The following is a 13,752-nucleotide window of genomic DNA, read 5'->3' on the forward strand; positions in this document are numbered from 1 at the left end:
TCAGCCTAGGGGGAGGCCGCAGCGGGTTCTTGGACGGGATCCACGAATGATCGGCCGATCCGCTGTCCGCCGCTCGTCCGACGACGACGGAACCGGGCCCGTATACTGGGAGGCTGGCCGTTCGGCCACCTCCCCATCACCATCGACGGATCGGACTTCCGCTGTGCTCGCCGTGCACGACCTCGAGATCCGCGTGGGCGCCCGCGTGCTCATGTCGGACGTCTCCTTCCGCGTCTCGGACGGCGACAAGATCGGTCTCGTCGGCCGCAACGGCGCCGGCAAGACGACGCTGACCAAGGTCCTCGCGGGCGATCTCATCCCCGCGGACGGCAAGGTCGAGCGCTCCGGCGAACTCGGCTACCTGCCGCAGGATCCGCGTTCGGGCGACCCCGAGATGCTCGCCCGCACGCGCATCCTCGACGCGCGCGGCCTCGGCTCGCTCGCGATCGGCATGCACGAGGCATCCCTTGCGATGGGTGACGACGACGAGGCGGTCGCCGCGAAGGCGATGCGCAAGTACGCGAATCTCACCGAGCGCTTCGAGGCGCTCGGCGGCTACGCGGCCGAGGCCGAGGCGGCGTCCATCGCCCACAACCTCTCGCTGCCCGACCGCATCCTCGACCAGCCGCTGAAGACCCTGTCGGGTGGTCAGCGCCGCCGTATCGAGCTCGCGCGCATCCTCTTCTCGGACGCGCAGACGATGATCCTCGACGAGCCGACGAACCACCTCGACGCCGACAGCGTCGTGTGGCTGCGCGAGTTCCTCAAGGGCTACAAGGGCGGGCTCATCGTGATCTCGCACGATGTGGAGCTCGTCGGCGAGACGGTCAACCGCGTCTTCTACCTCGACGCGAACCGCCAGGTCATCGACGTCTACAACATGAACTGGAAGAACTACCTGCGTCAGCGGGTGGCCGACGAGGAACGCCGCAAGAAGGAGCGCGCCAACGTCGAGAAGAAGGCCACCGTCCTGCAGCAGCAGGCGGCCCGGTTCGGCGCCAAGGCGTCGAAGGCCGCCGCGGCCCACCAGATGGTGGCGCGCGCCGAGAAGATGCTCGCGGGCCTCGACGAGGTGCGCCAGGAGGAGCGCGTCGCGAAGCTGCGCTTCCCGAAGCCGGCCCCGTGCGGCAAGACACCGCTCATGGCATCGGGCCTGTCGAAGTCCTACGGCTCGCTCGAGATCTTCACCGATGTCGACCTCGCGATCGACCGCGGCTCGAAGGTCGTCATCCTCGGCCTGAACGGTGCCGGAAAGACCACCCTGCTGCGCATCCTCGCCGGCGTCGACCAGCCCGACACCGGACAGCTCGAGCCCGGTCACGGCCTCAAGATCGGCTACTACGCGCAGGAGCACGAGAACCTCGACGTGTCGCGCTCGGTGCTCGAGAACATGATGTCGGCTGCGCCCGACATCACCGCCACCGACGCGCGCAAGGTGCTGGGGTCGTTCCTGTTCACCGGGGACGACGTGCTGAAGCCCGCCGGCGTGCTCTCCGGCGGCGAGAAGACGCGACTGTCGCTCGCGACCCTCGTCGTGTCGTCGGCCAACATGCTGCTGCTCGACGAGCCCACGAACAACCTCGACCCCGCGTCGCGCGAGGAGATCCTCGGTGCGCTCGCCCACTACGAGGGCGCGGTGGTGCTCGTGTCGCACGACGAAGGCGCCGTCGAGGCGCTCAACCCCGAGCGCGTGCTCATCCTCCCCGACGGCGTCGAAGACATCTGGGGTCGCGACTACGCGGACCTCGTGTCGCTCGCGTAGCGCGTCGGCAACGCGCACAGCGGCGGAGGTCTTGCGCGACACGCCGCTAACGGATGCCTCGGCCCGGCGTGTCGCCGAAGGATTCCGATTCTGTGCTCGGGGTCAGCGGCCGGCGGCGTCGAGCAGGGCGTCCTCGTCGTCGGCGTCACGGTCCCGGCGACGGCGCGGTGCCGGCGGCGCGGGAGCCGAGGCATCCGTTCCGCCTGCCTCCGAAAGAGCGTCCTCCGCGTCCTCGCGACGGTGCCGGCGCTCGGTGCGGATGACGTAGCCGATGAAGACGAATCCCATCACCGCGAACAGGATCCACTGGATCGCGTACGAGAGATGGGGCCCGGGGTCCTCGGACGGGGCCTCGAGGGCGCTCGGCGCGGTCGCCGGGGCCGGATCCTCCGACACCATGACGCCGTAGGCGCTCCGCTCGAGGGCCTCGCGCGCGCTGGGCGAGATCGTGTCGGCGATGAGGCCGAGATTGATCGTGGGGACCTGCCCCTCGGGCGCCGAGCGACCCGACGAGGGCAGGGGCTCGCCCGGGCGCAGGCGCACGACCACGGTCGCCTCGCCGGACGGGGGAGCCGGGATCGCGTCGGGGACGGGCTGATCCTGGCCCGGCGGCACCCAGCCGCGGTCGACCAGCAGCACGCGTCCGTCGTCGAGACGGAAGGGCACGAGCACCTCGAAGGCCGAGGTCCCGCCATGCGGGCGGTTGCGTACCAGGAGCTGTTCGTCGGTCAGGTACGTCCCGGTCAGCGTCACCGGGTGCCACTCGTCACCGGGCGAGAAGTCGCCGCCGGCAGGGAGGAGCTCGGCCAGCGGCACCGGGACGGCGTCGTAGTTCTCGGCGACCAGCGCGAGCTGTCCGGAGCGCTCCTGGTTGCGCGTGAACTGCCAGTTCGACAGGAAGGCGCACGCGATCGCGAACACGACCGCGAGGGCGATGTAGATCGCCCAGCGGCCCGCGCGGGGCAGGCTCTGCATGCTCACGGAGCGGGTGCTCATCGGGCGGACTCCGTCGGGGCGAGCGGCGCGACCCCCACCGGGAAGTCGCGTGCGGCGAGGAACTCGCGGAGGTAGCCGACGTGCTCGTCGCACGCCACCCAGGTCTTGCGGCGGTCCTCAGCGTGGATGCGGGGATTGCGCCAGTCGATGCGCCAGCGCGCCGTGGCGCGGCAGCCCGCGCGCGAGCAGACCGCGTCGGCAACCTGGTCGGGTCCGGCGTCTCTCATGCGGTCGGGTCCGCCTCGTCGGTGGGATCGTCGGCCGTGCGCTTGTCGTCCGCCGGGATCGCCCGGGTCTCCTCGACGCGGATCACCGGGGTTCCGGTCGCAGCGGTCGTGGGTGCGGCGGGAAGCGCCGGCTCGGGATCTTCGCGGCGGTTGCGCCGCGCCTCCTGACCGACGTTCGCGGAGACCACCGCGATGTACGGCAGGAAGATCGCTGCGGCGCCGAAGAGCCAGGTGTACCAGCCGTACGGCGTGATGACCACCATGAGGATGAAGCAGGCGACGCGGATGCCCATCGTGATCAGGTAGCGGGTCGAGCGCGCGTCGACGTCGTCGCGCGGGGAACGCGGCAGGGACGTCGCCGACGGGGCGTGGCTCGAACTCTTCACGGTACTTCCAGGGTACGCCGGTTGCACCGCGTGATCGCCCCGGGAACGGGTCCCGGGGCGAGCGGATTCAGGAGTAGGTGCCGTACTGCCCGTACATCCCCACGATGAAGGAGAAGAACAGGATGGCCGCGATGGTCCCGAGGATCGCGAGCCCCAGTCCCACCCAGCCGACGATGGTGCCGGCCAGCGCCATTCCGCGCCCCTGCTCGCCGTTCGTCTTGAGCTGGTTGAGCGACATGTGGCCGGTGATCACGCCCACGACAGAGCCGATGAACGGCAGGAGGACGAAGGCCGAGATCGAGGCGATGAGCGACACGATCGCCAGCGTGTTCGTTTTCGCGGGCGCGCCGTAGCCGTACCCGGGGGCTGCGCCGTACGCGGGAGCGGAGCCGTACGTCGGGGCGGCACCGTAGGCGGGCGCGCTGCCCGCGGGCGAGCCGTAGGCGGGCGGGGGATAGGCCCCCTGAGCGGGCGGAACCGGCGGGTACGAGCCCGGCTCCGGTGCGGGGGTCTGCGGGGTGCTGTCGCTCACGGGGCGGCCTTTCTTCGATGTCTGGGACCAGAGTCCCAGCGCCGCGGCGGGGGTGTCAAACACGCCGGCCGATCGGGGCGCCGCCGGTAGGCTGGTGCGGATCCGCCACAACCCCGGGAGTGCCACCATGTCCACCGATCGCGTCGTCCTCGTCACCGGCGGAAACCGCGGCATCGGCCGCGCCATCGCAGAGCGCTTCGTCGCCGAGGGCTACAAGGTCGCCGTCACCGCGCGCTCCGGCGAGGGTCCCGAGGGCACCCTCACCGTGCGGGCGGACGTGACGGATGCCGCAGCCGTCGACGCCGCCTTCACCGAGGTCGAGAACACGCTGGGCCCGGTCGAGATCGTCGTCGCGAACGCCGGCATCACGAAGGACACCCTCCTGCTGCGCATGACCGAGGACGACTTCGACAGTGTCGTCTCGACGAACCTCGGCGGCGCGTTCCGCGTCGTCAAGCGCGCCTCCAAGGGGATGCTGCGCGCCCGCTGGGGCCGCGTCGTGCTGATCTCGAGCGTCGTGGGGCTGTACGGCTCGGCCGGTCAGATCAACTACGCCGCCTCGAAGAGCGCCCTCGTCGGGTTCGCGCGCTCGCTCACCCGCGAGCTCGGAGCCCGCGGCATCACGGCGAACGTCGTGGCCCCCGGCTTCATCGAGACCGACATGACGGCCGAGCTGTCGGACGACACGCAGGCCGAGTACAAGAAGAACATCCCCGCCGGGCGCTTCGCGTCGCCCGACGAGGTGGCCGGCGTCGTGACGTGGATCGCCTCGGACGACGCGGCCTACATCTCCGGCGCCGTGATCCCGGTCGACGGCGGCCTCGGCATGGGGCACTGACCGCAGCACTCCGCGCGACGCGGGCGTTCTCAGGCGATCGCCTGCAGGATCGCCTCGGCGACGGCGCCGGGCCGTGAGAACTGCGGCCAGTGGCCGGTCGGGTCTGCGGGGGAACCGAGTTCGATGATGTCGAGGTGCTCGAGGGCGGCGAGTTCGGCCGCCCAGGGCGGTGCCGCCGCGATGATCTCGCGGATCTGCGCCTCCGCCACGGTGCCGGTGATCATCGTCGCCGGAACGGCGCGCCGTCGCTCGTAGCTGAGCCGGATCGGATCGGTCGGCACCCGCTCGGGCACTGACTTCGCGCGCGCCGCGGCCTCCGCCCGCGTCTGCGGATCGAGGTCGGCGATGTCGGGCTCGTCGAAGAAGTCCCAGCCGGGGAAGGGGATGACACCGTCGACGACGGGGAACTCGGAGATGGAGCCGCCGTCGCCGGGAGGGAACGTGTCGAGGAAGACGACCCGGGCGACCCGGTCGGGCCGCGCATCGACGGCGCCGTAGACGACGTTGCCCCCGCCCGAATGACCGACGAGCACGACAGGGCCGTCGAGCCGATCGATCTGCGCGACCGTCGCGGCGATCCAGTCGGCGATGCCGATGCCCGCGGACTCCGTGGCGGAGGCGCCGACCCCCGGCATGGTGAGCGCGTGCGTGCGGTGGCCGGCGGCTTCGAGGGCGGGGTCGACGTCGCCCCACGACGACGCGTCGAGCCACAGCCCGGGAACGAGGATGATGTGCATGCTCCGACGCTACCGACGGCGCCCGACATCGGAACAGCCCCGTCCTGGGGCGACGAGCGCGCTTACGGCAGCAGCGGGATGACCTCGGCGAGGTCGACCGGACCGACGACCAGGTCGGCGCGTTCACGCACCGCGGGCTTCGCATTGAAGGCGACGCCGAGCCCGGCGACGGCCATCATCTCGAGGTCGTTCGCGCCGTCGCCGATCGCCAGGGTGCGGCTGAGGGGAACGCCGCGCTCGTCGGCCCATTCGCGGAGGGCAGCGGCCTTGCCCGCAGCATCCACGATCCCGCCGTCCACTGCTCCGCTCAGCACGCCGTCCCGCGTGGCGAGCCGGTTCGCACGCCACACGTCCACCCCGAGGTCGGGGGCGACCGTGTCGAGGATCTCGTGGAACCCGCCCGACACCACGCCCACGGCGCCGCCGCGCTCGTGCACCGCCGCGATCAGCTCGCGGACGCCCGGCGTGGGCTCGATGCGCGCGAGCACGCGCGCGAACGCCGCGACCGGCACGCCCTCGAGGGCCTCGACGCGGGAGCGCAGGCTGGTCGCGAAATCGACCTCGCCGCGCATCGCGGCCTCGGTCGCCGCCGCGACCTCCGCGCCGCGTCCGGCCTCATCGGCGATCAGCTCGATGACCTCGTTGCGGATGAGCGTGGAGTCGGCGTCGAGCACGACGAGGAAGCGGGCGGGCGCGGCAGGCATGCTCCCACGCTAGCCGGACCGGATGCCGCTGCCCGCCGTGTGTCAGCGCTCGACGCGGAACCCCTTGCCGACGACGGTGATGCCGCTGTCGGTGATCGTGAAGCCGCGCGCGAGGTCCTTGTCGCGGTCGACGCCGACCGTGGCGCCGTCCTCGAGCACCACGTTCTTGTCGAGGATCGCGCGGTGCACCCGCGCGCCCGCACCGACGTGCACGTGGTCGAACAGCACCGAGTCGGTGATCGTCGACCCGCCGCCGGCGAGCGTCCACGGACCCACCACGCTGCGCTCGAGGTGCGTGCCCGACAGCACCGACCCGAGCGACACGATCGAGTCGATCGCGTTGCCGATGCGGCCGACCGAATCGCGCACGAACTTCGCGGGCGGGGAGTTGACCGCCTGCGAGTGGATCGGCCAGTCCATGTTGTACAGGTTGAACACCGGCAGCGTCGAGATGAGATCGCGGTGCGCGTCGAAGAACGAGTCGATGGTTCCCACGTCACGCCAGTAGTAGCGGTCGCGATCGGTCGAACCCGGCACGTCGTTGCGGTTCATGTCGTAGACGCCGGCCTCGCCGCGGTCCACGAAGTAGGGGATGATGTCGCCGCCCATGTCGTGGTTCGACGTCGGCAGCTCCCCGTCGGACTCGACGGCCTCGATGAGCGCGTCGGTGTCGAAGATGTAGTTGCCCATCGAGGCGAGCACCTGGTGGGGCGCGTCGGCCAGGCCCACCGCGTTCTGCGGCTTCTCGAGGAACTCGCGGATGCGCATCGGGTCCTCGGGGTCGACGTCGATCACGCCGAACTGGTTCGCCAGCGAGATCGGCTGACGGATGCCGGCGACCGTGGCCCGCGCGCCCGACTCGATGTGCGCGGCGAGCATCTGCCGGAAGTCCATGCGGTACACGTGATCGGCGCCGATGACGACCACGATGTCGGGCTGCTCGTCGTTGATGAGGTTGAGGCTCTGCAGGATGGCGTCCGCCGATCCCGAGAACCAGCGCTTGCCCAGGCGCTGCTGCGCGGGCACCGAGGTGACGTAGGAGTCCAGGAGCGCCGACATGCGCCACGTCTGCGAGATGTGGCGGTCGAGGCTGTGGGACTTGTACTGCGTCAGCACCACGATCTGCCTCAGGCCCGAGTTGATCAGGTTCGAGATCGCGAAGTCGATGAGCCGGTACTGGCCTCCGAACGGGACGGCGGGCTTGGCGCGATCCGCGGTCAACGGCATCAGCCGCTTCCCTTCGCCGCCGGCGAGGATGATTCCGAAGACCTTGGGTGCAGCTGGCATGCGACCCACACTATGACGCGTTCCGGCCCGTGTACTAGCGTTCGACACATGCGAGTCGACATCGTCACCAAGGAGTACCCGCCGGAGATCTACGGCGGCGCCGGTGTGCACGTGACGGAGCTCGTCAAGGCGCTCCGCTCGAGCATCGACGTCCGGGTGCGCGCGTTCGGCGCCGACCGCGACGAGGAGGGCACCACGTCGTACGGCGTTCCGGCGGAGCTGGGCGCCGCGAACGCCGCGGTGCAGACGCTCGGCACGGATCTCGAGATCGTGACGGATGTCGCGGGCGCCGACGTCGTGCACAGCCACACCTGGTACGCGAACTTCGCCGGGCACCTCGCGTCGCTGCTGCACGGCATCCCGCACATCGTGACCGCCCACAGCCTCGAGCCGCTGCGCCCGTGGAAGGCCGAGCAGCTCGGCGGCGGCTACGCCGTCTCGAGCTGGATCGAGAAGTCGGCGTACGAGGGCGCTGCGGCCATCGTCGCGGTGAGCAACGGCATGCGCGACGACATCCTGCGCAGCTACCCGGCGCTCGACCCCGACCGCGTCCGCGTGATCTACAACGGCATCGACGTCGAGGCGTGGCACCCCGTCGAGGACCCCGCGCTGCTGGCCGAGCTGGGGATCGATCCCGCGAAGCCCTCCGTCGTCTTCGTCGGCCGCATCACGCGGCAGAAGGGCCTGCCGTACTTCCTCCGCGCCGCCGAGCGGCTGCCCGCCGACGTGCAGGTGATCCTCGCCGCCGGCGCGCCCGACACCCCGCAGATCATGGCGGAGGTCGAAGAGCTCGTCCGCGGGCTCCAGGAGACCCGCGAGGGCGTGGTGTGGCTGGATCGGATGCTCTCGCGGCACGAACTGTGCACGATCCTGAGCGCGGCGACCACCTTCGTCTGCCCGTCGGTCTACGAGCCGCTCGGCATCGTGAACCTCGAGGCGATGGCCTGCGGCGCCGCCGTCGTCGGGACGGCGACCGGCGGCATCCCGGAGGTCGTCGTCGACGGTGTCACGGGTCGCCTCGTGCCCATCGAGCAGGTGCAGGACGGCACAGGCACCCCGACAGACCCCGAGCAGTACGTGTCGGACCTCGCGCGCGTGCTCACCGAGGTCGTGAGCGATCCGGAGCGCGCGCGCGAGTACGGCGCCGCCGGCCGGAAGCGTGCGACCGAGGACTTCAGCTGGCAGCGCATCGCCGATCAGACGGCCGCCCTGTACGCGGAGGTGGTCTCTGGCGGCCGATAGGCTGTCAGCATGCCCCAGGTGCTCGAGTTCTCCGACGTCGTCGTCCGCCGAAACGCCCGGAACATCGTCGACCACCTGAACTGGACGATCAACGACGACGAGCGCTGGGTGGTCCTCGGACCCAACGGCGCCGGCAAGACCACCGTGCTCCAGATGGCCGACACGCTGCTGCACCCCACGTCCGGCGTCGTGACCATCCTCGGCGAGCGTCTCGGCCGCACCGACGTCTTCGAGCTGCGGCCGCGGATCGGGTTCGCATCCTCCGCGATGGCGCGTCGCGTGCCTCCGGAGGAGACCGTGCTCAACGTCGTCCTGACGGCGGCGTACTCGGTGCTCGGCCGCTGGCGCGAGGACTACGAGGACATCGACGAGCGCCGCGCGCTGCGCGTGCTCGCGGAGTGGAAGCTCGACCACCTCGCCGACCGCACCTTCGGCACCCTCAGCGACGGCGAGCAGAAGCGCGTGCAGATCGCGCGTGCCGTCATGACCGACCCCGAGCTGCTGCTCCTGGACGAGCCGACCGCCAGCCTCGACCTGGGCGCGCGCGAAGAGCTGCTGATCCTGCTCGCGGGCTATGCCCAGGCGCCGACGACGCCGGCGATGATCATGGTCACGCACCACGTCGAGGAGATCCCCATCGGATTCACCCACGTGCTGCTGCTGCGCGACGGCCAGGCCGTGGCATCCGGTCCGATCCGCGAGACCCTCACCGCCGAGGCGCTCACCGACACGTTCGGCGTGCCGATCCGCCTCAGCGAGGAGGGCGGCCGCTACGCCGCACGCGCCGCGCACTGAGTCCCGAGAACGGCCGGTTCGGCGTCCGCGCGGGAGGCTGGTAGAATCTCTCTTTGGTGCATTCGCACCCAGACTTTGACCGCCCTGGCAAAATCCAGGGCACCATCCTCAAAGGACCATCATGAAGACTGACCTCCACCCGGACTACCAGGCCGTCGTGTTCCGTGACCTCGGCTCGGGCGAGACCTTCCTCACCCGCTCGACGGTGACCAGCGACAAGACGATCGAGCTCGACGGTGTCGAGTACCCCGTCATCGACGTCGAGATCTCGTCGGCCTCGCACCCGTTCTACACGGGCAAGCAGCGCATCATGGACTCGGCCGGTCGTGTCGAGAAGTTCAACCAGCGCTTCAAGAACTTCGGCGGCTCCAAGTAAGCCTCAGCTCTTCCGGAAGACCCCGCTTCGGCGGGGTCTTCTGCGTTTCCGGGACGGGCGGGCGACGCCGGTCAGCGGATCGGCCAGCGACCGTCGAGACGGTCGTCGGGATCGATCCTCCCGATGCGGACGAAGTACTCGGTGAGGCTCTCCGCCTGGGCCCGGGCCCAGCCGATCTGGCGGGTGTGCAGCTCATGCGCCGTGTCGGGCAGCCACGGCGCGAACCGCTCGGCGAGCGCCTGCGCGACCCGGCCGGCGGCGACCGCGTCGGCCGATGCCTCGTGCGCGGCGTCCAGTCGCACGGCGTAGTGCGCCGCGACGACCTCCAGCGTGCGCTTGCCCTTGCGCCACCGGTCGTACGCCTTGTCGACGACGAGAGGATCGATCACGGGAGACGGATCTTCGATCGGCGCGATGCCGTGCCGCAGCGACTCGTACTTCAGCAGCGAGAAGTCGAACGGCGCGTTGTACGCGACGACGGGGATGCCGGCATCGAGCAGGGTGCGGACGGCCGCGACCACTTCGTCGACCACCTCGGCGGCCGGTCGGCCGTTCGCGCGGGCGTGCGCTGTGGAGATGCCGTGGATGGCGCTCGCGCCATCGGGGATCTCGACGCCGGGATCGGCCAGCCAGTCGCGGGCGCGGATGACGCGGCCCGAGGCATCCAGCAGGCCCACGTGCGCCGTGACGATGCGGTCGGCGGCGATGTCGATGCCGGTGGTCTCGAGATCGAACACCCCGACCGTGCGCACCCAGTCCGGCGCATCCCACAGCGGCAGCTGTTCGGTGTGCGGGCGGCTCATGCCGTTCACGGTATGCGTCGCCTCCGACATCCGGGGGCAGGCACTCCGCGCACAGCCGGGACCCGGGGGAGTCCTCGTAGACTCGACGGGTGACAGCGCCCAACCCGTACGCCCCGCTCCTCGACGTGATCCCGGTCGAGCGGCGCGAGGTCGCCGTGCTCGGCGGCACGACGGCGTACTGGGTCTACGGTCCCGCCGACGCCGAAGCGACCATCGTCGCGGTGCACGGCTTCCGCGGCGAGCACCACGGTCTCGAGCCGGTCGTCGCGCACCTTCCGGGCGTCCGCGTGATCTCACCCGACCTTCCCGGCTTCGGTGAGACGGCACCCGTCCCCGGCCGCACCCATGACCTCGACCTCTACGCCGAGTGGCTCCGTGAGTTCGCCGCGGCGGTCGCACCGGGATCGGTGATCCTCGGGCACTCGTTCGGCTCGATCGTCGTCGCGGCGGCCGTCGCCGGCGGGCTCGAGACGCCGCGGGTGATCCTCGTGAACCCGATCGGCGCTCCGGCGCTGGAGGGCCCGCGAGGCATCCTCACGAGACTGGCGGTCTTCTACTACTGGGCAGGCGCGAAGCTGCCGAAGCGGCTCGGCGAGGCCCTGCTGCGCAACGGGCTCATCGTGCGGGTGATGAGCGTGTCGATGGCGAAGACCAAGGACTCCGGCATCCGTCGATTCGTGCACGATCAGCACGACACGTACTTCTCCCGCTTCGCCGACCGCGACGTGCTGCACGACGCCTTCGTGGCGTCGGTGTCGAACGACGTGCGCGCGTTCGCACCGCGCATCGCCCGGCCGACGCTGCTGGTCGCCGCCGTGAGGGATGACATCACGCCCATCGAAGCCGAGCGCAAGCTCGTGAGGCTGTTCCCGGACGCGCAGCTGGTGGAGATCCCCGACGTCGGGCACCTCATCCACTACGAGACGCCGGCGGCTGCCGCCGACGCGATCACGCGGTTTCTCGCGCCTTCCGACGCCGGTACGCGTTGACGTTCATGCGGTTGCCGCAGTTGCCGGTGTCGCAGTAGCGCTTGGAGCCGTTCTTCGAGTAGTCGACGTAGACGGAGTCGCAGTCGTCTGCGGAGCAGATGCGCACGCGGTCGTACTCGTCGGAGCGGATGACGTCGACGAAGGCCATCGCCGCCTCGACGAGGATGCGGGTCGCGAGCGGTGCATCGTCGCTCGTGGCGTGCACGTGCCAGTCGAAGCCGTCATGGCGGACGAGGCGGGGCAGTGCGCTGCCGTCTGCGAGCATCTCGTTGACCAGCGGGACGGCGCCGTCGCGGTCGACCTCCCACAGCTGCCGCAGACGCGGGCGGATCGCACGGATCGCCGCGAGCTCGTGCTCATCGCGCCGGATGAGCCCCGTGTAGGGGTTGACCGCCAGGTACTCGTCGAACTCTTCGAGCGTGGTGAGCGTGTCCTCGTCGTCGTAGCCGGGCAGCGTGTTGACCAGGGAGGCGGCCGCGCGGAGGCTCAGCTCCGTGTCACGAATGAAAACCACGTTGACTCCTGACATGCTGTTCCACTACTGTCACCAGTGTAAGCAGTATTCACCCCTGACAGCCGGATGCCGCCCATGACCGTCTCGACCGCGTCCCATCCCGCCATCGCCCCGAGCGCTGCCTTCCGCGCGCACGCGCGAATGCGTACCAGCGGGCTCGTGATGGGCATCGCCTCGGCGCTGGCGTTCTCGTCGAGCGGTCCCTTCGTGAAGCCTCTGCTCGAGGCCGGCTGGTCGCTCGGGGCGGCGCTGCTGGTTCGCATGGGCGTCGCGGGCCTCGTGCTCTCGCCCGCGCTGTTCCTCGCGATCATGCGGCAGCGCGGCTTCCTCACGCGGCACTGGCGGCTCATCCTCGGCTTCGGGCTGATGCCGGTGCTGGGCTGTCAGCTCTTCTTCTTCTCGGCGATGCAGCGGATGCCGGTGGCGGTGGCGCTGCTGATCCAGTACCTCGCGCCGGTCATGCTCGTCGTCGCGATCTGGGTGCGCACGCGCACCGCGCCGTCGGCGCTCGTGCTGTGGGGCTCCGCGGTCGCGATGGTCGGTCTGGTGCTCGTCGTCGACATCTCGGGCGCCTCGTTCGACCTGATCGGAACGCTGCTCGCCCTCGCCGCCGCGGTGTGCGTGTGCGCGTACTTCGTGATCTCGGAGCGAGCCGGCGACGACCTGCCGCCGCTCGCCCTGGCCGCCAGCGGGCTGCTGACGGGCGCGATCGTCATGGGCGTGCTGTGCCTCACGGGCATCATGCCCTTCCAGGCCCCGGCGGTGGATGTGGTCCTCGCGGGAGTGGCGGTGCCGTGGTGGATGCCGCTCTTCTGGGTGGCCGCGATCGCGACGACGCTGGGCTACGCGCTGGGCGTCATGGCCGTTCCACGCATCGGCTCGCGGGTCGCCTCGTTCGTCGGGCTCTCGGAAGTGCTGTTCGCCCTCATGTTCGCGTGGATCTTCCTCGCCGAGGTGCCCGCGCCCATCCAGTTCGTCGGTGGGGCGCTGATCCTGGTCGGAGTGGTCCTGGTGCGCGCCGACGCGTCGTCGACCGGAAACCCCAGGGGCGCCGCGGCTACGACTCCCGTCGTGCCAGCTCCATGAGCGGCGTCACGCGGTGGGCGATGACCTCGCCCATCACGAGCGACGTCTCGGTCCGCTCGACCCCCTCGATCGCGAGGATGCGGGCGTCGGTGTCGAAGAGGTGCTGGGTGTCGCGGCACGCGACGCGCACCAGCAGATCCACCTGACCCGACAACCCGTGCGCCTGCACGACCTCCGGGACGCGGGCGAGTTCGACGGCGATGCGGGGCAGATCGGCCTGACGCACGATGACGCTGATGAACGCCTCGATCGGGAACCCGAGCGAAGCGGACGAGATGGCTCGCTCGTACGACAAGAAGACCCCCGCCTTCTCCAGGCGCGACATGCGTGCCTGGACGGTGTTGCGCGAGAGGCCGAGTCGTTCGGCGAGTGCGACGACGGTCGCGCGCGGGTCGGCGGAGAGCGCTGCCAGCAGCTCCAGGTCGACGTGATCGAGGGCACTCATAGTGCGAAACGTTAGCACGCGCTTGGTGGGCTT

The 13,752-nt window shown here is 70.4% G+C and carries 17 protein-coding genes; 7 read left to right on the forward strand and 10 right to left on the reverse strand.

Annotated elements, in window-relative coordinates:
• Positions 1-163 precede the first annotated feature (163 nt).
• Positions 164-1,762 carry an ABC-F family ATP-binding cassette domain-containing protein gene (locus AC3A46_RS03195; protein WP_310246312.1) on the forward strand — a complete coding sequence of 533 codons (1,599 nt, stop codon included), beginning with the start codon at positions 164-166 and terminating at the stop codon, positions 1,760-1,762.
• Positions 1,763-1,864: 102 nt separating this feature from the next.
• Here the strand turns inward: AC3A46_RS03195 and AC3A46_RS03200 are convergent, their stop codons facing one another.
• The 4 genes from AC3A46_RS03200 to AC3A46_RS03215 all read right to left on the reverse strand — a co-directional run bounded on the left by AC3A46_RS03200 (position 1,865) and on the right by AC3A46_RS03215 (position 3,903).
• On the reverse strand, positions 1,865-2,758 hold the full coding sequence (locus tag AC3A46_RS03200; RefSeq protein ID WP_487663772.1) for an SURF1 family cytochrome oxidase biogenesis protein: 894 nt from the start codon (positions 2,756-2,758) through the stop codon (positions 1,865-1,867).
• Positions 2,755-2,985, reverse strand: a complete 231-nt coding sequence (locus tag AC3A46_RS03205; protein ID WP_487663773.1) for a hypothetical protein — start codon at positions 2,983-2,985, stop codon at positions 2,755-2,757. The genes AC3A46_RS03200 and AC3A46_RS03205 overlap by 4 nt, the downstream gene beginning before the upstream one ends.
• The gene (locus AC3A46_RS03210; protein WP_487663774.1) at positions 2,982-3,371 is read right to left on the reverse strand and encodes a DUF3099 domain-containing protein; all 390 of its coding nucleotides are present in this window, start codon (positions 3,369-3,371) and stop codon (positions 2,982-2,984) included. The genes AC3A46_RS03205 and AC3A46_RS03210 overlap by 4 nt, the downstream gene beginning before the upstream one ends.
• Before the next feature lie 67 nt (positions 3,372-3,438).
• Complete coding sequence (locus AC3A46_RS03215) at positions 3,439-3,903, reverse strand: DUF4190 domain-containing protein (protein ID WP_487663775.1); 465 nt, start codon at positions 3,901-3,903, stop codon at positions 3,439-3,441.
• Between the two features lie 127 nt (positions 3,904-4,030).
• On the opposite strand from AC3A46_RS03215, the gene fabG reads away from it, so the two are divergent.
• Positions 4,031-4,741 carry a 3-oxoacyl-ACP reductase FabG gene (gene fabG, locus AC3A46_RS03220; protein ID WP_056367180.1) on the forward strand — a complete coding sequence of 237 codons (711 nt, stop codon included), beginning with the start codon at positions 4,031-4,033 and terminating at the stop codon, positions 4,739-4,741.
• A gap of 29 nt (positions 4,742-4,770) precedes the next feature.
• On the opposite strand, the gene AC3A46_RS03225 is transcribed toward fabG, so the two are convergent.
• From AC3A46_RS03225 to AC3A46_RS03235, 3 genes are all read right to left on the reverse strand, one after another.
• Complete coding sequence (locus tag AC3A46_RS03225; RefSeq protein ID WP_487663776.1) at positions 4,771-5,478, reverse strand: alpha/beta fold hydrolase; 708 nt, start codon at positions 5,476-5,478, stop codon at positions 4,771-4,773.
• 62 nt (positions 5,479-5,540) lie between these two features.
• Positions 5,541-6,182, reverse strand: a complete 642-nt coding sequence (gene serB / locus AC3A46_RS03230) for a phosphoserine phosphatase SerB (RefSeq protein ID WP_487663777.1) — start codon at positions 6,180-6,182, stop codon at positions 5,541-5,543.
• Positions 6,183-6,224: 42 nt separating this feature from the next.
• Complete coding sequence (locus AC3A46_RS03235; RefSeq protein WP_487663778.1) at positions 6,225-7,469, reverse strand: glucose-1-phosphate adenylyltransferase; 1,245 nt, start codon at positions 7,467-7,469, stop codon at positions 6,225-6,227.
• 48 nt (positions 7,470-7,517) lie between these two features.
• On the opposite strand from AC3A46_RS03235, the gene glgA reads away from it, so the two are divergent.
• The 3 genes from glgA to AC3A46_RS03250 all read left to right on the forward strand — a co-directional run bounded on the left by glgA (position 7,518) and on the right by AC3A46_RS03250 (position 9,882).
• Complete coding sequence (glgA, locus tag AC3A46_RS03240) at positions 7,518-8,711, forward strand: glycogen synthase (RefSeq protein ID WP_487663779.1); 1,194 nt, start codon at positions 7,518-7,520, stop codon at positions 8,709-8,711.
• Positions 8,712-8,720: 9 nt separating this feature from the next.
• Positions 8,721-9,506: an ABC transporter ATP-binding protein gene (locus AC3A46_RS03245; protein ID WP_487663780.1), complete on the forward strand. Its 786-nt coding sequence runs from the start codon at positions 8,721-8,723 to the stop codon at positions 9,504-9,506.
• Between the two features lie 121 nt (positions 9,507-9,627).
• Positions 9,628-9,882, forward strand: coding sequence for a type B 50S ribosomal protein L31 (locus tag AC3A46_RS03250; RefSeq protein WP_045302322.1), 255 nt, complete (start codon positions 9,628-9,630; stop codon positions 9,880-9,882).
• 71 nt (positions 9,883-9,953) lie between these two features.
• On the opposite strand, the gene AC3A46_RS03255 is transcribed toward AC3A46_RS03250, so the two are convergent.
• Positions 9,954-10,685 carry an exonuclease domain-containing protein gene (locus AC3A46_RS03255; RefSeq protein WP_487663781.1) on the reverse strand — a complete coding sequence of 244 codons (732 nt, stop codon included), beginning with the start codon at positions 10,683-10,685 and terminating at the stop codon, positions 9,954-9,956.
• An 89-nt stretch (positions 10,686-10,774) separates the two neighbouring features.
• On the opposite strand from AC3A46_RS03255, the gene AC3A46_RS03260 reads away from it, so the two are divergent.
• Entirely contained in the window at positions 10,775-11,674 is a 900-nt protein-coding gene (locus tag AC3A46_RS03260) for an alpha/beta fold hydrolase (protein WP_487663782.1), read from the forward strand.
• Here the strand turns inward: AC3A46_RS03260 and AC3A46_RS03265 are convergent.
• Positions 11,634-12,188 carry a CGNR zinc finger domain-containing protein gene (locus AC3A46_RS03265; protein WP_487663783.1) on the reverse strand — a complete coding sequence of 185 codons (555 nt, stop codon included), beginning with the start codon at positions 12,186-12,188 and terminating at the stop codon, positions 11,634-11,636. The genes AC3A46_RS03260 and AC3A46_RS03265 overlap by 41 nt on opposite strands.
• A gap of 75 nt (positions 12,189-12,263) precedes the next feature.
• Here AC3A46_RS03265 and AC3A46_RS03270 point away from each other — a divergent pair, with 75 nt between their 5' ends.
• Complete coding sequence (locus AC3A46_RS03270) at positions 12,264-13,274, forward strand: EamA family transporter (RefSeq protein ID WP_487663784.1); 1,011 nt, start codon at positions 12,264-12,266, stop codon at positions 13,272-13,274.
• Here the strand turns inward: AC3A46_RS03270 and AC3A46_RS03275 are convergent.
• Positions 13,246-13,719, reverse strand: coding sequence for an Lrp/AsnC family transcriptional regulator (locus AC3A46_RS03275; RefSeq protein ID WP_045302332.1), 474 nt, complete (start codon positions 13,717-13,719; stop codon positions 13,246-13,248). The two genes, AC3A46_RS03270 and AC3A46_RS03275, sit on opposite strands and share 29 nt — an antisense overlap.
• Between the last annotated feature and the right edge of the window lie 33 nt (positions 13,720-13,752).

This window comes from Microbacterium sp. Soil_C_42 (assembly GCF_057656735.1).